At 69.8% G+C, this 23,278-nt stretch carries 17 protein-coding genes and 1 tRNA gene; 4 read left to right on the forward strand and 14 right to left on the reverse strand.

The window, feature by feature from the left end; all coding sequences use genetic code 11:
* Positions 1-2: 2 nt before the first annotated feature.
* From LXT12_RS05800 to LXT12_RS05815, 4 genes are all read right to left on the reverse strand, one after another.
* Positions 3-1,982 carry an OPT family oligopeptide transporter gene (locus LXT12_RS05800; protein ID WP_233390358.1) on the reverse strand — a complete coding sequence of 660 codons (1,980 nt, stop codon included), beginning with the start codon at positions 1,980-1,982 and terminating at the stop codon, positions 3-5.
* 175 nt (positions 1,983-2,157) lie between these two features.
* Positions 2,158-2,234: transfer RNA gene (locus tag LXT12_RS05805), tRNA-Pro, on the reverse strand.
* A 15-nt stretch (positions 2,235-2,249) separates the two neighbouring features.
* Positions 2,250-5,453 carry a UvrD-helicase domain-containing protein gene (locus LXT12_RS05810; protein ID WP_233390360.1) on the reverse strand — a complete coding sequence of 1,068 codons (3,204 nt, stop codon included), beginning with the start codon at positions 5,451-5,453 and terminating at the stop codon, positions 2,250-2,252.
* Positions 5,450-7,993 carry a PD-(D/E)XK nuclease family protein gene (locus LXT12_RS05815; protein ID WP_233390362.1) on the reverse strand — a complete coding sequence of 848 codons (2,544 nt, stop codon included), beginning with the start codon at positions 7,991-7,993 and terminating at the stop codon, positions 5,450-5,452. Before LXT12_RS05815 ends, LXT12_RS05810 begins: the two co-directional genes overlap by 4 nt.
* Positions 7,994-8,144: 151 nt before the next feature.
* Between LXT12_RS05815 and trxA the strand changes: the two genes are divergently transcribed.
* From trxA to LXT12_RS05835, 4 genes are all read left to right on the forward strand, one after another.
* The gene (gene trxA / locus LXT12_RS05820) at positions 8,145-8,474 is read left to right on the forward strand and encodes a thioredoxin TrxA (RefSeq protein WP_056195487.1); all 330 of its coding nucleotides are present in this window, start codon (positions 8,145-8,147) and stop codon (positions 8,472-8,474) included.
* A 243-nt stretch (positions 8,475-8,717) separates the two neighbouring features.
* Entirely contained in the window at positions 8,718-9,983 is a 1,266-nt protein-coding gene (gene rho / locus LXT12_RS05825) for a transcription termination factor Rho (RefSeq protein WP_233390364.1), read from the forward strand.
* Between the two features lie 140 nt (positions 9,984-10,123).
* Positions 10,124-10,375 (forward strand): type B 50S ribosomal protein L31, encoded by a 252-nt coding sequence (locus LXT12_RS05830; RefSeq protein ID WP_233390366.1) that lies wholly within the window; start codon positions 10,124-10,126, stop codon positions 10,373-10,375.
* Positions 10,376-10,489: 114 nt separating this feature from the next.
* Positions 10,490-12,130: a hypothetical protein gene (locus tag LXT12_RS05835; RefSeq protein WP_233390368.1), complete on the forward strand. Its 1,641-nt coding sequence runs from the start codon at positions 10,490-10,492 to the stop codon at positions 12,128-12,130.
* 21 nt (positions 12,131-12,151) lie between these two features.
* Here LXT12_RS05835 and phoR read toward each other — a convergent pair whose 3' ends face one another.
* The 10 genes from phoR to ftsH all read right to left on the reverse strand — a co-directional run bounded on the left by phoR (position 12,152) and on the right by ftsH (position 23,228).
* The gene (gene phoR, locus LXT12_RS05840; protein ID WP_233390370.1) at positions 12,152-13,519 is read right to left on the reverse strand and encodes a phosphate regulon sensor histidine kinase PhoR; all 1,368 of its coding nucleotides are present in this window, start codon (positions 13,517-13,519) and stop codon (positions 12,152-12,154) included.
* Between the two features lie 16 nt (positions 13,520-13,535).
* A complete protein-coding gene (gene phoB, locus LXT12_RS05845) occupies positions 13,536-14,237 on the reverse strand; it encodes a phosphate regulon transcriptional regulator PhoB (RefSeq protein ID WP_233390371.1) in 702 nt (233 codons plus the stop codon).
* Positions 14,238-14,263: 26 nt separating this feature from the next.
* Entirely contained in the window at positions 14,264-14,971 is a 708-nt protein-coding gene (phoU, locus tag LXT12_RS05850; RefSeq protein WP_233390373.1) for a phosphate signaling complex protein PhoU, read from the reverse strand.
* Between the two features lie 17 nt (positions 14,972-14,988).
* On the reverse strand, positions 14,989-15,774 hold the full coding sequence (gene pstB, locus LXT12_RS05855; RefSeq protein ID WP_233390375.1) for a phosphate ABC transporter ATP-binding protein PstB: 786 nt from the start codon (positions 15,772-15,774) through the stop codon (positions 14,989-14,991).
* A 13-nt stretch (positions 15,775-15,787) separates the two neighbouring features.
* Positions 15,788-16,651: a phosphate ABC transporter permease PstA gene (gene pstA, locus LXT12_RS05860; protein ID WP_233390377.1), complete on the reverse strand. Its 864-nt coding sequence runs from the start codon at positions 16,649-16,651 to the stop codon at positions 15,788-15,790.
* Positions 16,652-16,682: 31 nt separating this feature from the next.
* Positions 16,683-17,642, reverse strand: coding sequence for a phosphate ABC transporter permease subunit PstC (pstC, locus tag LXT12_RS05865; RefSeq protein ID WP_233390380.1), 960 nt, complete (start codon positions 17,640-17,642; stop codon positions 16,683-16,685).
* A 154-nt stretch (positions 17,643-17,796) separates the two neighbouring features.
* A complete protein-coding gene (gene pstS / locus LXT12_RS05870; RefSeq protein WP_233390809.1) occupies positions 17,797-18,828 on the reverse strand; it encodes a phosphate ABC transporter substrate-binding protein PstS in 1,032 nt (343 codons plus the stop codon).
* A gap of 246 nt (positions 18,829-19,074) precedes the next feature.
* Positions 19,075-20,406 (reverse strand): phosphoglucosamine mutase, encoded by a 1,332-nt coding sequence (glmM, locus tag LXT12_RS05875; protein ID WP_233390383.1) that lies wholly within the window; start codon positions 20,404-20,406, stop codon positions 19,075-19,077.
* Positions 20,403-21,263 carry a dihydropteroate synthase gene (gene folP / locus LXT12_RS05880; RefSeq protein ID WP_233390384.1) on the reverse strand — a complete coding sequence of 287 codons (861 nt, stop codon included), beginning with the start codon at positions 21,261-21,263 and terminating at the stop codon, positions 20,403-20,405. Before folP ends, glmM begins: the two co-directional genes overlap by 4 nt.
* A 60-nt stretch (positions 21,264-21,323) precedes the next feature.
* Positions 21,324-23,228: an ATP-dependent zinc metalloprotease FtsH gene (ftsH, locus tag LXT12_RS05885; RefSeq protein ID WP_349255009.1), complete on the reverse strand. Its 1,905-nt coding sequence runs from the start codon at positions 23,226-23,228 to the stop codon at positions 21,324-21,326.
* Positions 23,229-23,278: the final 50 nt, after the last annotated feature.

A 23,278-nucleotide genomic window follows, 5' to 3' on the forward strand; every position in this document is an offset into this window, starting at 1 on the left:
GATTAGATCAGCACATTGATGATGGCGTCGCCGATACCGATCAGCGCGGCGCCGGAGATCAGGCCAGCGCAGATGGGCTCCATGCCTTCGACCCAGATGCGGTGGCCCCGGGTGCCCGGCGTCTTGTGCTTGCGGGCCATGAACCAGAACAGCACGGCACCGACAAACATCATGATCGGCGCCTGCGGCGGCAGCGTCACGCCCAGGCCGATGGCGACCGACGAGACCGGAAAACGGCCCTTGCTGACGATGCGCATCACCTCGATGGCCACCGCCGCCACGGCGGCGACACCCATCGAGATCAGGGCCGACGTGGGCAGGCTCTTCAGCCCCTTGGCGATGATGTCGGCCACGCCCTTCCACTGCAGCGCCGCCGGGAAGCCGAACTGGTCGGACACCATGCCCGCCACGCTCGCAGCGCCATGGGCGTCGGTCTTCACGAACAGCAGGAAGAAGAGCGGCGCGCAGACCAGCACACCCGCCACGTTGCCGATGACGTGGCCGATGGCCTGGTGGCGGGGCTTGCCGCCGAGCATGTAACCGGGCTTGATGTCGGACAGCAGGTTGGAGGCGTTGGCCGCGATCTCGGCCGTCATGCCGGCCGGCAGCAGGTTGGAGCCGGGGTTGCTGCGGTCCAGCACGCCCATGCTGAACTGCGTGATCTTGGCCAGCGGGCCGGTGGGGGTCCACGACGTGAGCGCCATGGAATTCGCGCAGATGATGGCCAGCACGAAGATCAGCGGCAGCGACACGACGGTCAGCCACAGCGGCACGCCGAAGAACAGGTGCGTCACGTAGCAGGCCAGCCCCGCGAAGACCGGCACGCCGACCCAGGACACCCACAGCGGCACCTCGATGCCCTTGAGCAGGTCGCTGCCGCCATCCGCCTTGGCGGCGGACTTGCGCTTGAACAGGCTCGTGACGATCTCCGGCTTGGCCAGCAGGGCCACCAGGGCGCCCACCACCATGATGGTGACGCCCCACCACAGCGACCACTGGTTCATGATCTCGATGCGGCTCAGGGGCACCAGCGCGCCGTTCAGGCCGATGCGCGGCGCGATGTCGCCACGCTGGATCATCCAGGGCGCCAGGATGCAGAAGTTGATGACCGTGCCCAGGAAGCAGCTGCTGGCCACGGCGATGCCCATCAGCCCGCCCGTGCCGATGAGCGCGGCGTCGAGCGTGATGCGCAGGCCCAGCGTCTTGAAGTCGGTGCCCATGATGGACGGCACCCAGGCATGGGTCTTGGCCGCCCAGGCGTAGTAGTAGTCGTCGATGCGCTCGTGGAGGTGCCACACCTCCGTCACGCCGGCCCACTTGTCGAGCATCAGCAGCTTGAACTGGATGAGCTTCATCCACCCTTCGCCCAGCAGCATCTGCACGAAGGCCGCGCCGCCGGCCACCACCGCCAGCAGCTTGGCCTTGAAGATGCCTTCGCTGCCCTGGCCGTGGTACAGCGAATCGAGCACGACGCCGCAGGCGCGGCCCTCCGGGAAGGGCATCTGCTCTTCGTTGATGAAGCGCCGCTTCAGCGGGAAGGCCACCAGCACGCCCGTGACGGAGATGAGCAGGATCCAGATCGCCAGCTGCCACCAGGGCGGCACCACGCCCGTCACCAGCATGTAGGCCGGCAGGCTGGAAATCAGCGGCATGACGACATAGCCCGAGGCCGTCGCGATGGACTGGGTGCAGTTGTTCTCGAGGATGGTGTAGTCCTGCGCCAGGCCCGCCGAATGCAGCGCGCGGAACAGCGCGAAGGCGAGGATCACCGACGTGAGGCCGACGCCGAGCGAGATGCCGGTCTTGGCGCCGATGTACAGGCCGGTGGCGGACAGGATGCCGCCAAGCAGAAAACCCGTCAGGCCGGAGCGCAGCGTCAACTGCGCCATGTCGCCGCGGTAGACGTTCTTGAGCCACCACTCGTCCTTCTGGGCGCGCGTCCAGGTGGCGATCTGCTCGTCGGTCAGGTGTTGGAGAGCCATGGAAATCTCGGGCGCGGCTTGTGGCGGCGCCAGGGTTGCAGCAAAAGCCGGGGATTGTCCCGGTCGACCGATCGGTCGGGCCTCGGGGATGCCCCAGTCTCCGGGCCCCGGGATGCGGGGGCCTCACAAAGACAAACCCGCCGTGGCACGGGGCCGCGGCGGGTTGGAAAGGGTTTGGTCGGGGCGGCGGGATTCGAACTCGCGACCCTCTGCTCCCAAAGCAGATGCGCTACCAGGCTGCGCTACGCCCCGAACAAGCCGCGCATTCTAGTCGACGGGAACGAAGCGGCCGGTGCCGCTGATCAGCGCCGCCCTCACCGGCTCCCCGGGCTGCAGGGCCTGCACGGCGGCCACGTAGCTGCGCATCTGCGCCAGATAGGCCGGTTCGCGCTCCGGCGTGGCGCCGAGCTTGTAGTCCAGCACCCACCACACGCCGTCGTCGGCCAGCACGAGGCGGTCGATGCGGCGGTCCTCGCCGCCGGCGTTGATGGCGACCTCGTTGCCCGCCCAGCGCAGCCGCGCAGGGTCGAAGAAGGGTCGGCAGTCGGCGCTTTGCAGGATGGCCTCGGCGGCGGCGGCCAGGCGCTGGCGCGACGGCGCGTCCAGCCCGAAGGCCTGGCCAGACGAGGCAACCAACACCTCCAACGGCTGGTTCTGGCCGGCGGCGCTGACCCATTCGAGCACGCGATGCAGGGCCTCGCCCAGCTTGGCCTGCTCGGCATCGTCGGCCGCACCGCTGCGCAGGGACGCAGGCGGCGCCTGCCAGGCCGGCAGCGGCAGATGGACCGGCACGGCCTGGGCCAGCGGCGCATCGTCGGCGGGTTCGGGCAGGTCCAGCGGGCGGGCCAGCGGCGCCAGGCGCGCCCACCAGCTCGACTCCGAGGCACCGCGGCGCGGCGGCGTGCGGCTGACGACGAGGCGGCGCCGGGCCCGGGTCATGGCCACGTAGAGGGCGTTCAGCTCCTCGCGCTCGCGCAGGGCGCGCTCGTCCTCCACCAGGCGGGCCAGGGCTGGCGGGGGGCGGCGCTCGGAGACGAGGAAGGCCAGCCGTGCCGGCATGGGCGAGGCCACCGGCCAGTCGCAGGCCAGGGCCAGGGACTCGGCCCGCGGGGGGGCGCAGTCGGCGTCCAGCAGGATGACGACCTCGGCCTCCAGGCCCTTGGCGCCATGCACGGTCAGCAGCTGGACGGCCTCCTCGGCCGGCGCGGGCGCGAGCTTGGGAGAGCGGCTCTTCAGCGCCCGCACGAAACCGTAGAGCTCGGCGAAGCGGCCACCGTCCAGCTCCAGCGCCGCCTGCAGCACGGCGTTGACGGTTTGGACGCGGCGGGCCGCTTCCGAGGGCGGCGCCGCAGCGAGCAGGCGCGGCACCAGCTCGCCTTCGCTGACGATGCGGTCCAGCAGCTCGTGAGGCGTGCAGCGCCGGGCGGCCTCCCGCCAGGCCAGCAGCAGGCCGCGCGCCCGCACCAGCGCGGGGCCGGCGTCGGGCTGCCCGGCGACGGCGTCCAGGGCGTCCCACCAACTGCGCCGTTCGCGCGGCGCCGCACCCAGCCAGGCCGCGCTGCCGGCGGCCTCGGCCAGGCGCAGCAGGTCGGCCTCGTCGACGCCGAAGAGCGGGCTGCGCAGGGCCTGCGCCAGCGACAGGGCATGGCCGGGCGAAGCCAGCGCATCCAGCAGGGCGATGAGGTCCTGGGCGGCGGGCAGGTCGGCCAGGCGGTTGTCCTCGGGCGCCACATGCGGGATGCCGGCGGCCAGCAGGGCCTCGGCCAGCTGGCGCAGAGGCTCGCGCTTGCGGGCCAGCACGAAGACCTCGCTCGGGCGCGAGCCCTGGGCCAGCAGGCTGCGGACGAAGCGGGCCACGCGCTCGCATTCGGGCGCACGGCGGGCGACCTCGGCCTCCACGCGCGGCTCCGTCAGGCTGGGCCGCCAGCGCTCGGGGTCGGCGGCCGTGCCCTCCAGGGCGGCGGCGAGCGGGCCGTCGAGCGAGAACAGGCCGGCCACGGTGTCGGCGCCCTGCTCCGTCGTGTGGGCGCGAAAGCCCGGCATGCGGGCCTCGAAGGCCGCGTTGACGGCTGCCAGCACCTCGGGCGCGTTGCGGCGCGTGTGATCGCAAGCCAGGCTCACGCCGCCCAGGCCATCGCGGACGAAATCGCCGGCCGCGGCGAACACCCGCGGCTCCGCTCGGCGGAAGCGGTAGATGCTCTGCTTGGGGTCGCCGACGATGAAGACGCTGATGGCGCTGCCGCCCGCGCCGGCATAAGCCGCCAGCCAGCCGTGCAGGGCATGCCATTGCAGGGGGCTGGTGTCCTGGAACTCGTCGATCAGCAGGTGGCGCACGCGGGCATCCAGGCGCTGCTGGACCCAGCCGGCCGTTTCGGGCCGGGAGAGCAGCGCCAGGGCGCCGCGCTCGAGGTCGTTCATGTCGACGAGGCCGCGCTCGCGCTTGAGCGCCTCGAACTCGTCCACCAGCACCTCGGCCAGGCGCGCCATGCGAGCGTGCTCCACGGCCGCCTCGTGCTGGGCGAGGTCGGCGGCGATGGCCTCCAGCGCGGCGACGGCGTCGAGCTGCTCGGGCGAGTCGCCCAGGCCCTTCTTGGCCGTACCCGTCTTGGTGAAGAGCGCGCTCCACAAGGCCGGGAAGGCCGCGTCGTCGGCCAGCGCCAGGGCTTGCTCGATGGCCGTGGCGGCGTCGCGCGCCTTGACGCCCTTGGCCGCGCCCAGCTGGCGCGCCAGGGCGGCGAGCCGAGGACGCAGCCCGGCCAGGGCGTCCAGAGCTCGCGGCACGTCGGGCATGCTGTCGGCCAGCACGCCGGCTCGTGCGGCCAGGCGCAGCTCCACCCGCTTGCCGAAGGCCGCCATCAGCCATTCCCGCAGGTTGTTGCGGCCCCGGGTTTCGGTCAGCGCCTGGAAGGCGTCGGCCAGGCCCGCGTCGGCCAGCACGCGGGCATGGAAGCGCCGCCACAGCGGCGGCATCAGCTCGGCTTCGTCCTCGATGAGCTGCAGCTCGGCCGACAGGCCTTCGGCCTGCAGCAGTGCCAACGGCGCAGCCCGCAGCAGTTGCGAGAACCAGCCATGGAAGGTGCGGATCTCGACCGGCCGGCCGCCGCGCAACAGCTCCTGCTGCAGCACGGCCAGCCGCGGCGCGGCGGCATGGGCCTCGGCGTCGGACATGCCGCGAGCCACCAGCTCGGCCACGCGCCGCGACTCATCGGCGGCGGCGAACTCGGCCAGCCATTGCAGCAGCCGCTCGCGCATCTCGCCGGCCGCCTTGCGGGTGAAGGTGATGGCGACGATCTCCTGCGGCCGGGCGCCCGCGAGCAGCGCCCGCAGGATGCGCGACACCAGCATCCAGGTCTTGCCGGCCCCGGCGCAGGCCTCGACGACGGCGCTGCGCGCGGGATCGCAGGCCAGGGCATAGAAGCGCTCGCGCGGCACGAGCAGGCCGTCGGCGTGATAGGCGTAGGAAGGACTCATGCCCAATCATCCCGGCGGCACAGGCCGCGAGCCTCGCAGTGCTCGCAGGCACTGCCCTCGCCGAGGGCCGGCAACGGCGCGCCGTGCTGCACCAGCGACAGGTCGGACTGCAGGCCCTCGCGCAGGCGCTGCGCCGTCGCGGACACGTCGGGATGCTCGATGGCGACGACGCCACCCGGGTCGTCCAGCGCCAGGTAGGCCGCCGCCAGGTCGGGCGCCGCCTCCATCAGCAGCGCATAGACGGCCATCTGCGTGTCTTCCAGCGGCTCGGCGACGCGGTCCTTCAACCCGCTGGCGCTGCCGGTCTTGTAGTCCAGGAGCAGGCGCTGGCCGGCCGGCGTGGTGTCGATGCGGTCGATGCGCCCGCGCAGCACCAGGCCGGCCACGGCGCCCTCGAAGGGCCGGCACTCACGGTCGAGTTCGCCCTGCGAGAACTGCTGCCCCCGACCCTCGGCCTCGCGCAGCCAGTCGACATAGCGCGGCAGCAGGCGCTCGAAGCTGGCCCGCCAGGGAAGGAAGTCAGCATCGTCCAGGCCGATGCTCTCGGCCGCGGCTGCGGCGCGCAGCTGGGCCGCCGCGTCGCCGGGCTGGCGCGCGGTGTGGAAGCGATGCAGCACGGCGTGCAGCCAGGTGCCGTAGTCGCGCTTGGCGGGCTCGGCCTCCAGCTCGTCGGCCTCCTGCAGGCCCAGCACATGCCGGCTGAAGAACTGGTAAGGGCAGCGGCGCAGCGCCTCGACGGCGCTGGCGCTCAGCGTGGCTGGCAGCGGCACAGCGCCGGTGCTGGCGCGCAGCGCCGGCCGGGGCGGGACGCCCTGGGGCAGGCGCTCGTCGCGCCAGGGCTGAAGCGGTGACGCCCGGCCGTCGCGCCGGGCCGCCGCGGCAAGGCGGTCGATCAAGGGGCTGGCGGGCAGCGGCTCGGCACCGGCCCGCGTGCAGCGCAGCAGCGTCAACACCGGCGCGCGCAGCGCCTGGGCAAAGGCCTGGGCCTCGGCCTCGCGCTGAGCGGCCTGGGTGGGCAGGCCCAGCGCGGCGGCATCGGCGTCGCTGATGAGGCTCAGCGGGCGGCCGGCGCGGCCGAGGGTCTCGGCGTCGGCACCCGGCAGCACCAGGGCGCCAAAGGGCCTCAGCATGGCCCGCACCAGCGGCGTGATGACGACGGGGGCCTGGCCCGCGTTGTCGGGCACGAACTGCCCGTTCTCGAGCACCTCGCCCACCCAGGCGAGGAAGCCCGAGCCGTCCAGCCGCGCGCCGGCCAGCACGCCTTCATGGGCGCTGCCCGGCCAGGGGTTGCGCGACAGCCAGAGCGCCGTCAGCACGCCCTCGCCGCCTTCGAGGCCGGCCAGCGGCTCGGGCCCGAGGGCGCGCTTGAGTTCGAAGAGCCACTGCGCCAGCGTGCGCCGGCCGCCGCTCGACAGTGGCGCCAGGGCCTGGCGCCGCGACTGCCACAGGCCCTTGGCCGGCGGGGCGTCGAAGGCGTCCAGGGCCTCGGCACGGCGGATGTGGCGGCGCCGGCAGAAGGCTTCGAGGGCATCGAGGGCCGCCGAGGGCTCGGCCGAGAGCTTGAGCCAGGCCAGCCAGTCGTCCACCGCGCCGCCGCCGAGGGCGGCACGCAGCAGGGCCATCAGGGCCGAGGCGGCGGGCGTGGTGGCAAGGGTCCAGCCGGTCTCGTCGTGCAGGGGCACGCCCTGGCGCGTCAGCAGGGCCCGCACGCGGCGCACGACGACCCGGTCCTGCGCGATCAGCGCGACCGGCGCACGGCCGGCGGCGAGATGCTGCAGCACGGCGACGGCGCTGGCCTGGGCCAGGGTCTCGAAGTCGGCGCAGAGGGCCTCCTCGACACGGGCGGGCGGCTCGGCGAGGCCGTCCAGGTCGAGGTCGGCGACCAGGTGCAGCGCCGGCACCTCCGAGCGCGCCAGCAGGGCCTCGGCAAGCGGGTCGGGGCCGCCGGCCTGCAGGACGATCCACGCGCTGGGCCGATGGCGGAACAGGGCGTCGGTGGCCGGCGCGCGCTCGTCGGAGGCCGCCCAGACCAGGGCGACCAGGGCCAGCGCCCGCTCGACGCCGCCGACGGGGTCGTCACCGAGGTGGCGGCGGGCGGCCTCGAACCAGGCCGCGCGGGACGCGGGGTCGCGCTGGCCGGTGACGCGGGCGAAGGCATGGGCCGTCTCGACCAGGCGGGCGAGCGCCAGGCGATAGGCGCGCGGGTCGTCGCGCTTCAGGGCCTGGGCCCATGACTGCTGGGCCAGCAGGTCATCGGCCGCCAGGGCGTCGACGGGGGCATCGCCGCTGAGCTGGCCGGGCGCGGCCAGGGGGGCAGGCCCCAGGGCCGACGCGAGGCTGTGCGTCGTCGCGAGCACGGGCAGCCAGCCGCCGCGGGCCAGGAAGGCGCGGCGGGCCGGCGCCAGTTGCTGGGCGAAGGGCAGCAGCAGCACCGCGTCGCGCAGCGGCGCCCCCTGCGCGGCCAGCCAGTCGCCGCAGATGGCGGCAACACGGCGCCAGAAACCGTCGATGTCTTCTCCAGGGACCAGGCCCAGGCTCATGGATTGCAAACCGGGCCTCCACCCTCATCTTCGCCATGCTTTCGGTACCCTCGCGACCGTCGGGGCAAAAGTGGCTATGTCACAATGATTTTGCCTATTCGGACGGCGCCCCGGCGCGACCGCCACCCCTTTGAGGCCAAGGAACCCTCCCATGAGCAGCGAATTGATCAAGCATGTTTCCGACGCGTCCTTCGACGCCGACGTGATCCAGTCCGGCAAGCCGGTGCTGGTGGACTACTGGGCCGAATGGTGCGGCCCCTGCAAGATGATCGCGCCCATCCTGGACGAGGTCGCCACGGGCTACGGCGACAAGCTGCAGATCGCCAAGATGAACGTCGACGAGAACCGTGAAGTGCCCGCCAAGTTCGGCATCCGCGGCATCCCGACACTGATGCTCTTCAAGGACGGCCAGCTCGCCGCCACCAAGGTCGGCGCCCTCTCCAAGGCGCAGTTGACCGCCTTCCTCGACGCGAACCTATAATCGCGCCCAACTGCTGCGGCGCTCCTGGCGCCTCTCGGCGCCCCGCCGCAGCAGCCAAAGCCAACACGCCCCGGGTTTCCAAGGCCCAGCCAGCGTGGACTCGGCTCCCCCTCCCTCCAATCTAGAAGTCGAATCCGCGTCGCTCGCCGTTTGAGCGACAGCCTTTCGGTCCTGTTCCGGGGCGGCCGTGACAACGCCGCAAGCGCCTTGGCTGGTGCTGCGGCCCATGACGGGTGTTCACCCATGCATCTTTCCGAACTGAAAGCCCTCCACGTCTCGGCCCTCATCAAGATGGGCGAAGAGCTGGAGATCGACAATGTCACCCGCCTGCGCAAGCAGGAGCTGATGTTCGCCATCATGAAGAAGCGCGCCAAGGCTGGCGAGCAGGTCTTCGGCGATGGCGTGCTCGAAGTCCTGCCTGACGGCTTCGGCTTCCTGCGCTCGATCGAGGCCAGCTACATGGCCTCCACGGACGACATCTACCTGTCGCCCAGCCAGATCCGCCGCTTCAACCTCCACACCGGCGACCTCGTCGAAGGCGAGGTGCGCGTGCCCAAGGACGGCGAGCGCTACTTCGCTCTCGTGAAGGTCGACCGCGTCAACAACCAGACGCCGGAGGAGAGCAAGAACAAGATCATGTTCGAGAACCTGACGCCCTTGTTCCCCAAGGAGCAGTTCAAGCTCGAGCGTGAAGGCTTCAAGGGCGAGGAGAACATCACCGGCCGCATCGTCGACCTGATCGCCCCCATCGGCAAAGGCCAGCGCGCACTGATCGTGTCGCAGCCGAAGACCGGCAAGACCGAGATGATGAAGAGCCTGGCGCATGCGCTGGTGGCCAACCATCCGGACTGCCACCTCATCGTGCTGCTCGTCGACGAGCGGCCCGAGGAAGTGACCGAGATGGTCCGCACCGTGCGCGGCGAGGTCATCAGCTCCACCTTCGACGAGCCTGCCGCCCGCCACGTGCAGGTGGCCGAGATGGTCATCGAGCGCGCCAAGCGCCTGGTGGAGCTCAAGAAGGACGTGATCATCCTGCTGGACTCCATCACCCGCCTGGCCCGCGCCTACAACAACGTGCTGCCCAGCTCCGGCAAGGTGCTGACCGGCGGCGTGGACGCCAACGCCCTGCAGCGCCCCAAGCGCTTCTTCGGCGCGGCGCGCAACATCGAGGAAGGCGGCTCGCTGACCATCATCGGCACTGCCCTCATCGACACCGGCTCCAAGATGGACGAGGTCATCTACGAGGAGTTCAAGGGCACCGGCAACTGCGAAATCCACCTGGATCGCCGCATGGCCGAGAAGCGGGTCTACCCCTCGATCCTGATCAACAAGTCCGGCACGCGTCGCGAGGAACTGCTGCTCAAGCCCGAGATCCTGCAGAAGAGCTGGATCCTGCGAAAGCTCCTCTACAACATGGACGAGATCGAGGCGATGGAGTTCATCCTCGACAAGATGAAGGCGTCGAAGAACAACCTGGACTTCTTCGACATGATGCGGCGCGGCGGCTGACCTTCCAGCCAACGACTAGCCAAGCCCCACGGGAGCCCGCTACAATCGCAGGTTTTCCGCCCTGACACCCTGGAAAGTGCGTCGCCAAGCCTTGGCCCCCTCGAGGCGCGACGTGGCTCCCGAAGACCTGAGAGGTTCCCATGAAAGAAGGCATTCACCCCAACTACCGCGACGTCGCGTTCGTCGACCTGTCCAACGGTTTCCAGTTCGTGACGCGCTCCACCGTCCAGACCAAGGAAACCATCGAGATCGATGGCAAGACCCTGCCGCTGGTGAAGCTGGAAACGACGAGCGAATCGCACCCCTTCTACACGGGCACGCAAAAGAGCGTGGACAACCTGGGTGGCCGCGTCGAGAAGTTCCGCAACAAGTTCGCCCACCTCAAAAAGTGATCGGGCCGCGGCTGTTTCGCCGCGCCAACGACAAAGGGCAGCCTCGGCTGCCCTTTTGCTTTGCCGGGCGGCGTTTGACGGCATGATGCCGGCCGGCTCATCGAAGTTCCCCGCGTGAATCTCCCCACCCCCGCCATCGTCGCCGAGCGCGGCGTCCAGCGCCTGCCTCGCCTGGCCCTGATCTTGCTGTGCGCGGCCTATGTCCTGCCAGGCATCTTCGGCCGCGACCCCTGGCGCAACGCCGACCTGACGGCCTTCGGCTTCATGGCCAGCATCGCCGAGGGCCGCGCACCTTGGTGGCAGCCGGCCATCGCCGGCATCCCCGCCGATGGCGGCCCCCTGCCCTACTGGCTGGGTGCCCTGGCCATCAAGGCCCTGCCCTTCCTGGACGCCCCCGTCGCCGCCCGCCTGCCCTATGCCTTCGTGCTGGTAGGCGTGCTCATCGCCGTTTGGTACACCTGCTTCCACCTCGCACGCACCGAGGCCGCGCAGCCGGTCGCCTTCGCCTTCGGCGGCGAGGCGCAAGTGGTGGACTACGCCCGCGCGCTGGCCGATGGCGCCCTGCTCGCCCTGATGGCCTCGCTCGGGCTGCTGCAGCTCGGCCACGAGACAACGCCCGAGTTGCTGCAACTGCTGGCCGTGTCGGTCTACCTCTACGGCCTGGCGGCGGCGCCCTTCCGCCGGCGCCGCTCCCGCCTGGCGGTGCTGCTGGCCCTGCCGGTGCTGGCCGCCAGCGGCGCGCCCATGGTGGCCTGCCTGCTGGGCGTCCTCGGCGTGCTGCTCAACCACCGTTCCAGCTACCAGGAAGCCAAGGACCAGCGCGCCTGGCTGCTCGGCGCCCTGACGCTGGCGGTGGTGGCGGCCTGGTTCTTCAACGGCTGGGCCTGGCGTGTCCAGCCCGGGCTCGACCTGCCGTCGCTGCTGCGCCTGCTGGCCTGGTTCTGCTGGCCGGCCGGGCCGCTGGCCCTGTGGACGCTGTGGCGCTGGCGTCGCCACGGCCTGCGCCGCCACATCACCGTGCCGGCCATCGCCCTGCTCGTGCCGCTGGTGGCCTGCGTCGCCATGGACGGCTCGGACCGCGCCCTGCTGCTGGCCCTGCCCTCGCTCGCCATCCTGGCGGCCTTCGCGCTGCCGACGCTGAGCCGTGGCTTCTCGGCGGCCGTCGACTGGTTCTCGGTGTTCTTCTTCAGCGCCGCCGCGCTGTTCTTCTGGCTCTATTACGTGTCCATGCACACCGGCTGGCCGGAGCGTCCGCTGGCCAACCTGCGCCGCCTGGCCGAGGGCTTCGAGCCGCGCTTCAGCCTCGTCGCGCTGGTGCTGGCCATCGCCGCCACGGCCGCCTGGCTGGCCCTGGTGCGCTGGCGCACGGCACGGCATCGCCACGCCTTGTGGAAGAGCCTGGCCCTGCCGGCCGGCGGCGTGGCGCTGGGCTGGCTGCTGGTGATGAGCCTGCTGCTGCCGCCGCTGGATTACGCCCGCAGCCTGGAGCCGCTGGTGTCGCGCCTGAAGGCCCACATGCCGGCCGACGCCGGCTGCCTGGCCGCCCCCGGGCAGAACCTCGCGACGCTGTCGGCGCTGGAGTGGCATGGCGGCTGGCAGGTGCAGGGTCGCGGCACGCTGGCCCACACGGCCTGCCCCAATGCGGTCATCAGTGCCGGCCAGCCGACGCCGCCCGGCTGGCAGGTCGTCGCCCAGGTGAGGCGGCCGACCGACCGCAGCGGCAGCGCCGGCCTCGTGCTGTTGCGCAAGCCCTGAACGGGGCCCGGCACGCCGGGGTCAATGGTTGGAGAGGGCCGCGCCGCCGAAGGCCGCTTCGTCGCCCAGGGCCGAGTCGCTGGCCTGGCGCACCCGCGCGGCGGGAAACACGAGGCGAAAGCGCGACCCCTTGCCGACCTCGCTCTGGATCAGCAGCTCGCCGCCGTGGCGCTGCATGACGTGCTTGACGATGGACAGGCCGAGGCCCGTGCCGCCGGTCTCGCGTGAGCGGCTGCCGTCCACGCGGTAGAAGCGTTCGGTCAGCCGCGGGATGTGCTCGCGCGCGATGCCCAGGCCCGTGTCGATGACGGTCAGCTCGCCGCTGCCGTCTTCCAGCAGCCGCCAGGCCACGTCGACCTCGCCGCCATCAGGCGTGTAGCGCACGGCATTGGTGACGAGGTTGGCGACGGCGCTGAGCAGCTCGCTTTCGATGCCGGCCAGCTCGGCGTGCGTCTCGGGCCGCAGCCGCAGCGCGTGGCGGCCGGCGGAAAGCGCCTCCGCGTCGGCCGCCACGCGCATCAGCAGGCCGTCCAGGCCCACCCAGCGGTCGGACGCCGGGCGGGGGCTGCCTTCCAGCTGGGCCAGGGTGAGCAGGTCAGCGACGAGGGTCTGCATGCGCTGGGTCTGCTGAGTCATCAGCACGAGCACGCGGTCGCGCTCGACCGCCGTCAGCGGCAGCGTGTGCAGGGTCTCGATGAAACCCGAGAGCACCGTCAGCGGGGTCCTGATCTCATGCGAGACGTTGGCGACAAAGTCGCGCCTCATGGCGTCGTTGCGCATGCGCTCGGTCACGTCCAGCGAGAGCACGAGGCGCATGCCTTCGCCGTACTCGCGCACGGTGATGGACAGTGTGCCCGGCCCCCGGCCGTTGCCCAGCACGAGGGGCTCGCCATAACGGCCGGCCTGCAGGTAGGCGACGAAGGCCGGCGCGCGCACGAGGTTGGTGATGCGCTGCTGCAGGTCGCGTTGGGGGTCCAGCGCGAAATGGTCGGCCGCGACGCGGTTGCACCACAGGATGTGCTCCTGGGCGTCGAGCATCAGCACGCCGTTGGGCGAGGCCTCGATGGCCGACAGGAACTGCTCCAGCTCCAGCCGGCCGCGGGCCAGGGCGCGGTCGCGGTCGCGCATGGCGCGCTCCACGCGGTAGCCGAGTTCGCCCCACAGGCCGGTATCGCGCGGCGCGTTGTCCTGCTGGTTGCCGCGCAGCCAGTTCAGCAGGCGGTGGCCGCGCACCGCGTCGACCACCAGCAGCAGCGCGACACCGCTCGTGACGCCCAGGCCGAGGCCCAGGGCCTCGAAGCCGGTGGCCGAATGCACAGCAGCGCCGACGATGAATCCAACGAATGCCGCCCCGATGGCCAGCAACAGTCGAGGCAACAACCAGGTCATGTACTGCGGACGGGGCTCAGGCGGAAAGGACGCTGCTCTGCTGTGTCAGCCGGTAGCCGGCGCCGCGCACGGTCTCGATCATGCGCGCGCACTGCACGCGCTCAAGCGCCTCGCGCAGCCGCTTGACGTGGACGTCGATGGTGCGCTCCTCGATGAAGACATGGTCGCCCCAGACTCGGTCCAGCAGTTGCGAGCGGCTGTGCACGCGCTCCGGATGGGTCATGAGGAAATGCAGCAGACGGAACTCGGTGGGGCCGAGCTTGACCTCCACGCCGTCGCGGCTGACGCGACGCGTGCCCGGGTCCAGCAGCAGCGGACCGACCTCGACGGCGCTGTCCAGCGCCTCGGGCGCCTTGCGCCTGAGCACGGCCCGGATGCGCGCCAGCAGCTCGTTGGTCGAGAACGGCTTGGTGACGTAGTCGTCGGCACCGGCGTCGAGGCCGGCGATCTTGTCGCCCTCGTCGGCGCGGGCCGTCAGCATGATGATGGGCAGTTCCTTGGTGCGCGCCGCGCCGCGCCACTGGCGGGCCAGGGCGACGCCGCTCTGCCCGGGCAGCATCCAGTCCAGCACGACGAGGTCGGGCAGCACGCGGTCCACCTCGTACTGGGCCTGGCTGGCACTGCCGGCCAGAGTCACCTCGAAGCCGGCATGGCGCAGATTGATGGAGATCAGCTCGGCGATCGCCGATTCGTCTTCCACCACCAGAATTCGACTCATTCGTTCACCCCTTTGCCTTGTGGCGGTCAGCGCACCATGGTCTCGACGGTCTCCGGGCTGTTGTGCCGGACGTCGGTGCCCTTGACCACATAGATGACGACCTCGGCGAGGTTCTTGGCGTGGTCACCCACGCGCTCGATGGCCTTGGCCACGAAGACGAGGTCGATGGACGAGGAGATGGTGCGCGGGTCTTCCATCATGTAGGTGATGAGCTTGCGCAGCAGGCCGTCGAACTCCTTGTCGATCTCGTCGTCGTGCTTGAGCACGTCCAGCGCCCGCTCCACGTCGAGGCGGGCGAAAGAGTCGAGCGCCTTGCGGAGTTGCCCGGTCGCCAGCTCGGCCTCGAAGGCCAGGTCGGACATGGGCACGCGCATGCGGCTGGAGACGCCGCTGGCCACCAGGCGCTGCACCGTGCGCGCGATGCGCGCCGCCTCGTCACCGACGCGCTCGAGGTTGGCGATGCTCTTGGAGATGGCGATCAACAGGCGCAGGTCGCGGGCCGTAGGCTGGCGGCGGGCGATGATGCTGGAGAGGTCGCGGTCGATCTCGACCTCCATCGCATTGACACGGCCTTCGCGCGCCAGCACTTCGTCGGCCGACTCGGCACTGAAGTCGCTGAGCGCCTGCACGGCCTGGGCCACCTGGGCTTCCACGAGGCCGCCCATTTCGAGCACGCGGGTCGAGATGCCGCTGAGTTCGGCGTCGAACTGGGTCGAGAGATGCTTGTCCACCATACCGTTCTCCTAGCGGGTCAGCCGAAACGGCCCGTGATGTAGTCTTCCGTGTCCTTGCGCTTGGGCTTCATGAAGAGTTCGGCGGTCGGGCCGAATTCGATGAGGTCGCCCAGGTACATGTAGGCCGTGTAGTCGGAGCAGCGCGCGGCCTGCTGCATGTTGTGAGTCACGATGGCCACCGTGTAGTCGCTCTTGAGCTCGTGGATGAGCTCCTCGATCTTGCCGGTGGAGATCGGGTCCAGCGCCGAGCAGGGCTCGTCGAGCAGCAGCACTTCGGGCTTGATGGCGATGCCGCGGGCGATGCACAGGCGCTGCTGCTGGCCGCCGGACAGGCCCGAGCCGCTCTGGTTGAGCTTGTCCTTGACCTCGGTCCACAGCGCCGCCTTCTTCAGCGCCCACTCCACGCGCTCGTCCATCTCCACGCGCGGCAGCGTCTCGAACAGGCGCACGCCGAAGGCGATGTTGTCGTAGATGGACATCGGGAAGGGCGTGGGCTTCTGGAAGACCATGCCGACCTTGGCGCGGATGAGGGAGACGTCGTCCTTGCTGGACAGGATGTCGTCGCCATCCAGCAGGATCTGGCCTTCGGCACGCTGCTCGGGGTAGAGCTCGAACATGCGGTTGAGGGTGCGCAGCAGCGTGCTCTTGCCGCAGCCCGACGGGCCGATGAAGGCGGTGACCTTCTTCTCGGGGATGTCGAGGTTGATGTTCTTCAGCGCGTGGAAGCTGCCGTAGTAGAAGTTCAGGTTGCGCACCGAGAGCTTGGCGCGTTCACCCACGGGCGTTTCGATCTTGGCGTCCATGGTCGGTTCGTCCTTAGTGTTTGTTCTTGAAGAGCACGCGGGCCACGATGTTCAGCAGCAGCACGCCCATCGTGATCAGGAAGACGCCGGCCCAGGCGAGCTTTTGCCAGTTCTCGTAGGGGCTCATCGCGAACTTGAAGATGGTGACCGGCAGGCTGGCCATGGGCGCACCGAGGTTGGAGGTCCAGAACTGGTTGGACAGCGCCGTGAAGAGCAGCGGCGCCGTCTCGCCCGACACCCGGGCCAGGGCCAGCAGGATGCCGGTGATGACGCCGGCGCGGGCCGCCTTGAGGGTGATGGAAAGGATGACCTTCCACTTCGGCGTGCCCAGGGCGTAGGCGGCTTCGCGCAGCGCATTCGGCACGAGGGAGAGCATGTTCTCCGTCGTGCGGATGACGACGGGGATGACCAGCAGGGCCAGGGCCAGCATGCCGGCGAAGCCCGAGAAGCTCTTCATTCGCGCCACGACGACGGCATAGACGAAGAGGCCGACGACGATGGACGGCGCGGAGAGCAGGATGTCGTTGATGAAGCGCACGACGCTGCCCAGCCAGCTCTTCTGTCCGTATTCGGCGAGGTAGACGCCGGCCAGGATGCCGATGGGCGTGCCCACCAGGGTGGCGAGGCCGACCATGACGAAGCTGCCGAAGAGTGCATTGGCCAGCCCGCCGCCTTCGCCCTGCGGCGGCGGCGTCATCTCGGTCAGGATGGCCCAGTTCAGGCCGCCGATGCCGAGGTAGATGGTCTCGAACAGGATCCAGACCAGCCAGAACACGCCGAAGGCCATGGCGCCGAGCGACAGGGTCAGCGCGACGATGTTGGTGCGCTTGCGCTTGTGGTGCATCGCCAGGCGGCGTGCGTCGAGTGCCGAGGACATCAGCGAATCTCCCTGCGTTGCACTGCGGTGCTCATGAACGGGCCCCTTCGTTCCTCTTCAGCCGCAGCAGCAGCAGCTTGGAGATGGACAGCACGACGAAGGTGATCAGGAAGAGCACCAGGCCGAGGTACATCAGCGAGGCCTGGTGCAGGCCTTCGCCGGCTTCGGCGAACTCGTTGGCCAGCGTCGAGGTGATGCTGTTGGCGGCCTCGAAGACCGACAGCGAGTTGAGCTGGTTCATGTTGCCGATGACGAAGGTGACCGCCATCGTCTCGCCCAGGGCACGCCCCAGGCCGAGCATGATGCCGCCGACGACACCCGTCTTGGTGAAGGGAAGCACGACGCGCGAGACGACCTCCCAGGTCGTGGCGCCCAGGCCGTAGGCGCTCTCCTTGAGCATGGGCGGCGTCACCTCGAACACATCCCGCATCACCGAGGCGATGAACGGGATGATCATGATCGCCAGGATGATGCCGGCCGACAGGATGCCGATGCCCACCGGCGGGCCCGAGAACAGCGAGCCGATGAGGGGCACGCCGCCGAAGACGGCCTGCAACGGTGCCTGCACGAAGGTGGCGAGGATGGGCCCGAAGACCAGCAGGCCCCACATGCCGTAGACGATGGAGGGCACGGCGGCCAGCAGTTCGATGGCGATGCCCAGGGGCCGCTTGAGCCAGCCGGGCGACAGCTCGGTCAGGAAGATGGCGATGCCGAAGCTGACCGGCACCGCGATGACCAGGGCGATCAGGGACGTGGCCAGCGTGCCGTAGATCATCACCAGGCCGCCGAACTTCTCCTGCACCGGGTCCCACTCCGCGCTGGTCAGGAACCCCAGCCCGAAGGCTTTCAGCGCCGGGGCGGCACCGGCGATCAGTGAGACGAGGATGCCCACCATCAGGGCCAGCGTCAGCCAGGCCGCGCCCTGCGAGAGGGCCGCGAACAGGGCATCGGCCCAGGGGGCCACGCGGCGGCGCTCGGGCCGGGGGCTCATGGGAGTGGTGTCCGGCTGAGGTTCGCTGCGATCAGCGCCGGCGCTGTCGGCGGGAAGTATGGCGGCCAAGGAACCTCCGAGGTGTTGAGGAGTGAGGGGCGCCGCGGATGTGGCAAAGCCCGGCATTGCCGGGCCGGGCCGAGCGCCCCAGGAATCACTTGTAGGAAACAGCCTTGCCCGACGTGTCCTTGATCTCGCCCCACTGCTTGCGCACCAGGTCCTTCACGGAGGCGGGCAGCGGCACGTAGTCGAGGTCGTCGGCCATCTTGTCGCCGCTGCTGTAGGCCCACTCGAAGAACTTGAGCACGGCGCTGGCGTTGGCGGCCTTGTCCTGCGACTTGAACATCAGGATGTAGGTCGGGTTGGTGATGGGCCAGGCGGCCTTGCCGGGCTGGTCGGTCGTGATCTGGTAGAAGGTCTTGTTCCAGTCGGCGCCGGCGGCGGCGGCCTTGAAGGCGTCGTCGTTCGGGCTGACCCACTGGCCGTCCTTGTTCTTCAGCTGGACGTAGGTCATCTTGTTCTGCTTCACATAGGCGTACTCGACGTAGCCGATGGAGTTGGGCAGGCGCTGCACGAAGGCGGCCACGCCTTCATTGCCCTTGCCGGCGGTGCCGGCCAGCCACTTGACCGTGGTGCCTTCGCCGACCTTCTCCTTCCACTCGGAACTCACCTTGGACAGGTAGTTCGTGAAGATGAAGGTCGTGCCCGAGCCGTCGGCGCGGGCCACCGGGGCGATGGCGGCGTCCGGCAGGGCGACGCCCGGGTTCAGGGCCGTGATGGCGGGGTCGTTCCACTTGGTGACCTTGCCGAGGTAGATGTCGGCCAGCACGGTGCCGGTCAGCTTCATCTGGCCGGCAGCGATGCCCTTGATGTTGACGACGGGCACGACGCCGCCGATGACGGTCGGGAACTGCAGCAGGCCATCCTTGGCCAGGTCTTCGTCCTTCAGCGGCATGTCCGAGGCGCCGAAGTCGACCGTCTTGGCCTTGATCTGCTTGATGCCGGCGCCCGAGCCCACGGACTGGTAGTTGATGTGCGCGCCCGTCGCCTTGGCGTAGGCGTCGGCCCACTTGGCGTAGATCGGCGCGGGGAAAGTCGCGCCGGCACCGGTCACGTCCTGGGCAAATGCCACCTGGGCACCGAGGAGCCCCGCGACGAGGGCGAACGACTTGCTGACCTGGACCATATTCATCTGAAGCACCTTCCGCGTGGCGGGTTTGACGATGACTGGCATCCTAGGGATGCAATGTGACGAATCGGTGACCATCGATTCACGCATCGGGCCATTGGAGCGCGTCGCACATCCTCTGTGAAGCCATCTCGCGCCTTTTGTGACAACGTCATTCGGCCGTCACCGTACTGTCATTTTCCGCAGCGGACACGAAAAAGCCGCTCGAAGGCGGCTTCGGAGGGGGCGGCGGGCGCCTGGGCCTCAGGCGGCCACGGCCTCGGCCAGCCGTTGGGCGCAGCGCTGGGCCAGTGCGGCGTCCGAGGCCTCCACCATGACGCGCAGCAGCGGCTCGGTGCCCGAGGCGCGGATCAGCACCCGTCCGCGGTCGGCCAGCTCGGCCGTCACGGCGGCTTCGGCTTCGGCCAGACGCGTGCTGCCCTTCCAGTCCTGGCCAGCCGACAGGCGCACGTTGATCAGGGTCTGCGGGAAGAGTTCCACGCCGTCGAGTTGCTCGGCCAGGCTACGGCCGCTGCGGCAGACGGACTGCAGCACCAGCAGGGCGCTGACGATGCCATCGCCCGTCGTGTGCTTGTCCAGGGCCAGCAGGTGGCCGGAGCCCTCGCCGCCCAGTTGCCAGCCGCGGGCGGCCAGTTCCTCGAGCACGTAGCGGTCGCCGACCTTGGCTCGCACGAATTCGACGTCGCGTGAACGCAGGGCCAGCTCGACGGCCATGTTGGTCATCAAGGTGCCGACGGCGCCCGGCACGCGCTGGCCCTGGGCCAGGCGGTCGGCCACCATCACGTAGAGCAGTTCGTCGCCGTTGTAGAGGCGTCCCTGGGCGTCCACGAGTTGCAGCCGGTCGGCGTCGCCATCCAGCGCCACGCCATAGTCCGCGCCGTTGGCCTTGACGGCCTCGACCAGCGCCGCAGGCGCCGTCGCGCCGAAGCCGGCATTGATGTTGAAGCCGTCGGGCTTGCAGCCGATGGCCACGACCTCGGCGCCCAGCTCGTGGAAGACGTCAGGGGCGACGTGGTAGGCCGCACCGTGGGCCGCATCGACGACGATCTTCAGGCCCTTGAGCGTCAGGTCCGAGCCGAAGCTGTTCTTGCAGAACTCGATGTAGCGGCCGCGGGCGTCCTCCAGCCGCTTGGCGCGGCCGAGGCTGGCGGAATCCACCCATTGGGGCGCTTCGTCGAGGGCGGCCTCGACCGCCTGCTCCCAGGCGTCCGGCAGCTTCTCGCCCTTGGCGGAGAAGAACTTGATGCCATTGTCGGCAAAGGGGTTGTGCGAGGCGCTGATGACGACGCCGAGATCCTGGCGCAGGGCGCGGGTCAGGTAGGCGACGCCCGGCGTGGGCAGCGGGCCGGTCAGCAGCACGTTGACGCCGGCGGAGGCGAAACCGGCCTCCAGGGCCGACTCGATCATGTAGCCGGAGATGCGCGTGTCCTTGCCGATCAATACCGTGGGGCGCTTGGCCGTCTTGCGCAGGACGCGGCCGACGGCATGGCCCAGGCGCAGCATGAAATCCGGCGTGATGGGGGCCTGGCCGACCGTGCCTCGAATGCCGTCGGTCCCGAAATACTTGCGGCTCATCGAGCTTCTTCCTCATATTCAGTGGCCGGAATTGTCGCCGCATCGACGGCGGCCCAGACCTTGAGCGCGTCCACGGTTGCCGCGACATCGTGCACGCGCAGCACGCTCGCGCCGGCGCTGGCGGCCCGCAAGGCCGCCGCCAGGCTGGCCGCCAGGCGTTGGTCCACCGGCCGGCCGGTGATGTCGCCCAGGGTGCGCTTGCGCGACCAGCCCGCCAGCAGCGGATAGCCCAGGCCGAGCAGCCGGCGCTGGCCGGCGAGCAGTTGCAGGTTGTGCGTCGAGGTCTTGGCAAAGCCGTAGCCCGGATCGAGCACGATGCACTCGGCCGGGATGCCGGATTCGCGCGCCACGCGGGCCCGCTGCGCCAGGAAGGCCGCAACGTCGGCCACGACGTCGTCATAGGCGGCGAGTTCCATCATGGACGCCGGCTCGCCCCGCATGTGCATCAGGCACACGCCCGCGCCACTGCCGGCGACGGCGGCGAGCGCTCCCGGCTGCTGCAACGCCTGCACGTCGTTCACGATGTCGACGCCCGCGTCCAAGGCCCGGCGCATCACCTCGGTCTTGCAGGTGTCGACGGACACCGGCACGCCCAGGGTCACCGCGGCCGTCACCACCGTCTCGATGCGGGCCCATTCGCTGTCGGCATCGACGCGTGGCGCGCCGGGCCGGGTCGATTCGCCGCCGATGTCCAGGATGTCGGCGCCTTCGGCCACCAGGCGCTCGCAGTGGGCGATGGCAGCGCGGCTGTCGCCGTGCCGGCCGCCGTCCGAGAAGGAGTCGGGCGTCACGTTGACGATGGCCATCACGCGCGGGCGGCTGAGGTCGATGCGGAAGCGGCGGGTCTGCCAGTGCATGGGCGGGTTCGCAAAGACAACGGGCCCGGTGGAAGCCGGGCCCGTCGAGTGGGGTGGGGGTCAGGCCGCGGCGGGAGCGCCGTCGGTGCTGACAGGCGGCGTGCCGCCCGTCGGGCCGCTGCTGGGCGTCTGGGTGCCGCCCGGCTCGCGCGGCGGGCGGCCGGCCATGATGTCGAGGATCTGGTCGCGGTCGATGGTCTCCCACTTCATCAGGGCCTCGGTCATCGCCTCGACCTTGTCGCGGTTGTCCTCCAGGATCTTCTGCGCAACGGCGTACTGCTCGTCGAGGATGCGGCGGATCTCGGCGTCGACCTTCTGCTGCGTGTTCTCGCTGATGTTGGCCGTCTTGGTCATGCTGCGGCCGAGGAAGACTTCGCCCTCGTTCTCGGCATAGACCATCGGGCCCAGCAGCTCGCTCATGCCGTAGCGCGTGACCATGTCGCGGGCCATGCGGGTGGCGCGCTCGTAGTCGTTGGACGCGCCGGTGGAGATGTCGTGGACGAACAGATCCTCCGCGATGCGGCCACCGAACATGATGCTGATGCTGTTGAGCATCTGCTTGAAGTACAGGCTGTGCTGGTCGCGCTCGGGCAGTTGCCAGGTCACGCCCAGCGCACGGCCGCGCGGCATGATCGTGACCTTGTGGACCGGGTCGGTGTTGGGCAGCAGTTCGGCGACGACGGCGTGGCCGGACTCGTGATAGGCCGTGGCGCGCTTCTCGTCCTCGGTCATGACCATGCTCTTGCGCTCGGGGCCCATGTAGAGCTTGTCCTTGGCGCGCTCGAAGTCGATCATTTCCACGAGGCGGGCATTGCGGCGAGCGGCGAACAGCGCGGCCTCGTTGACGAGGTTGGCCAGGTCGGCACCGCTCATGCCGGGCGTGCCGCGCGCCAGGATGGACGCGTTCACGTCCTGGCCGATGGGCACCTTGCGCATGTGCACGTTCAGGATCTGCTCACGACCGCGGATGTCCGGCAGCGTGACGTAGACCTGGCGGTCGAAGCGGCCCGGCCGCAGCAGCGCGGGGTCGAGGATATCCGGGCGGTTCGTGGCCGCGATGACGATGACACCCAGGTTGGTGTCGAAGCCGTCCATCTCGACGAGCATCTGGTTGAGGGTCTGCTCGCGCTCGTCGTTGCCGCCGCCCAGGCCCGCGCCACGATGGCGGCCGACGGCGTCGATTTCGTCGATGAAGATGATGCAAGGGGCGCTCTTCTTGGCCTGCTCGAACATGTCGCGCACGCGGGCAGCGCCCACGCCGACGAACATCTCGACGAAGTCGGAGCCCGAGATCGTGAAGAAGGGCACCTTGGCCTCGCCGGCGATGGACTTGGCCAGCAGCGTCTTGCCGGTGCCGGGAGGGCCGACCATCAGCACGCCGCGCGGGATGCGGCCTCCGAGCTTCTGGAACTTCTGCGGGTCCTTCAGAAAATCGACCAGTTCCTTCACCTCTTCCTTGGCCTCGTCACAGCCGGCCACGTCGGCGAAGGTGATGCTGTTGTTGGCCTCGTCCAGCATGCGGGCCTTGGACTTGCCGAAGCTGAACGCCCCGCCCTTGCCGCCCCCCTGCATCTGCCGCATGAAGTAGACCCACACGCCGATCAGCAGCAGCATGGGCGTCCAGTTGATCAGCATGCTGATCAGGAAGCTCTGCTCCTCGCGCGGCTTGACGTCGAACTTGATGCCGTTGTTGCGCAGGTCGCCGATCAGGCCGCGGTCCAGGTAAGTGGCGGTGACGCGCAGCTTCTTGCCGTCGGTGGTCTCCGCCAGGATCTCGGCGCCGCTGGCCCCGCCCTCGGTCAGCGTGACCTGCTTGATGCGGCGCGCCTGCACCTCGTCGAGGAACTCCGAGTAACCGATCTGGTTGCCGGGCGCCGTCGCTCCACCGAACTGCTTGACGACCGTGAACAGCACCAATGCGATCACGATCCAGACGGCGAACTTAGAAAACCACTGATTGTTCACTGCGACTCCTTGGCCCTGATGGCCCAGCGCGGGTTTCAGGACAGTGGGGG

Source organism: Pelomonas caseinilytica (assembly GCF_021353235.1).
GTDB classification, from domain to species: domain Bacteria; phylum Pseudomonadota; class Gammaproteobacteria; order Burkholderiales; family Burkholderiaceae_C; genus Pelomonas; species Pelomonas caseinilytica.

Excerpts from the sequence above, each read along its gene's own strand:
- LXT12_RS05800 (WP_233390358.1), bottom strand. The coding sequence starts at position 1,982 with ATGGCTCTCCAACACCTGACCGACGAGCAGATCGCCACCTGGACGCGC.
- LXT12_RS05810 (WP_233390360.1), bottom strand. The coding sequence starts at position 5,453 with ATGAGTCCTTCCTACGCCTATCACGCCGACGGCCTGCTCGTGCCGCGC.
- LXT12_RS05815 (WP_233390362.1), bottom strand. The coding sequence starts at position 7,993 with ATGAGCCTGGGCCTGGTCCCTGGAGAAGACATCGACGGTTTCTGGCGC.
- trxA (WP_056195487.1), top strand. The coding sequence starts at position 8,145 with ATGAGCAGCGAATTGATCAAGCATGTTTCCGACGCGTCCTTCGACGCC.
- rho (WP_233390364.1), top strand. The coding sequence starts at position 8,718 with ATGCATCTTTCCGAACTGAAAGCCCTCCACGTCTCGGCCCTCATCAAG.
- LXT12_RS05830 (WP_233390366.1), top strand. The coding sequence starts at position 10,124 with ATGAAAGAAGGCATTCACCCCAACTACCGCGACGTCGCGTTCGTCGAC.
- phoR (WP_233390370.1), bottom strand. The coding sequence starts at position 13,519 with ATGACCTGGTTGTTGCCTCGACTGTTGCTGGCCATCGGGGCGGCATTC.
- phoB (WP_233390371.1), bottom strand. The coding sequence starts at position 14,237 with ATGAGTCGAATTCTGGTGGTGGAAGACGAATCGGCGATCGCCGAGCTG.
- phoU (WP_233390373.1), bottom strand. The coding sequence starts at position 14,971 with ATGGTGGACAAGCATCTCTCGACCCAGTTCGACGCCGAACTCAGCGGC.
- pstB (WP_233390375.1), bottom strand. The coding sequence starts at position 15,774 with ATGGACGCCAAGATCGAAACGCCCGTGGGTGAACGCGCCAAGCTCTCG.
- pstA (WP_233390377.1), bottom strand. The coding sequence starts at position 16,651 with ATGTCCTCGGCACTCGACGCACGCCGCCTGGCGATGCACCACAAGCGC.
- pstC (WP_233390380.1), bottom strand. The coding sequence starts at position 17,642 with ATGAGCCCCCGGCCCGAGCGCCGCCGCGTGGCCCCCTGGGCCGATGCC.
- pstS (WP_233390809.1), bottom strand. The coding sequence starts at position 18,828 with ATGGTCCAGGTCAGCAAGTCGTTCGCCCTCGTCGCGGGGCTCCTCGGT.
- glmM (WP_233390383.1), bottom strand. The coding sequence starts at position 20,406 with ATGAGCCGCAAGTATTTCGGGACCGACGGCATTCGAGGCACGGTCGGC.
- folP (WP_233390384.1), bottom strand. The coding sequence starts at position 21,263 with ATGCACTGGCAGACCCGCCGCTTCCGCATCGACCTCAGCCGCCCGCGC.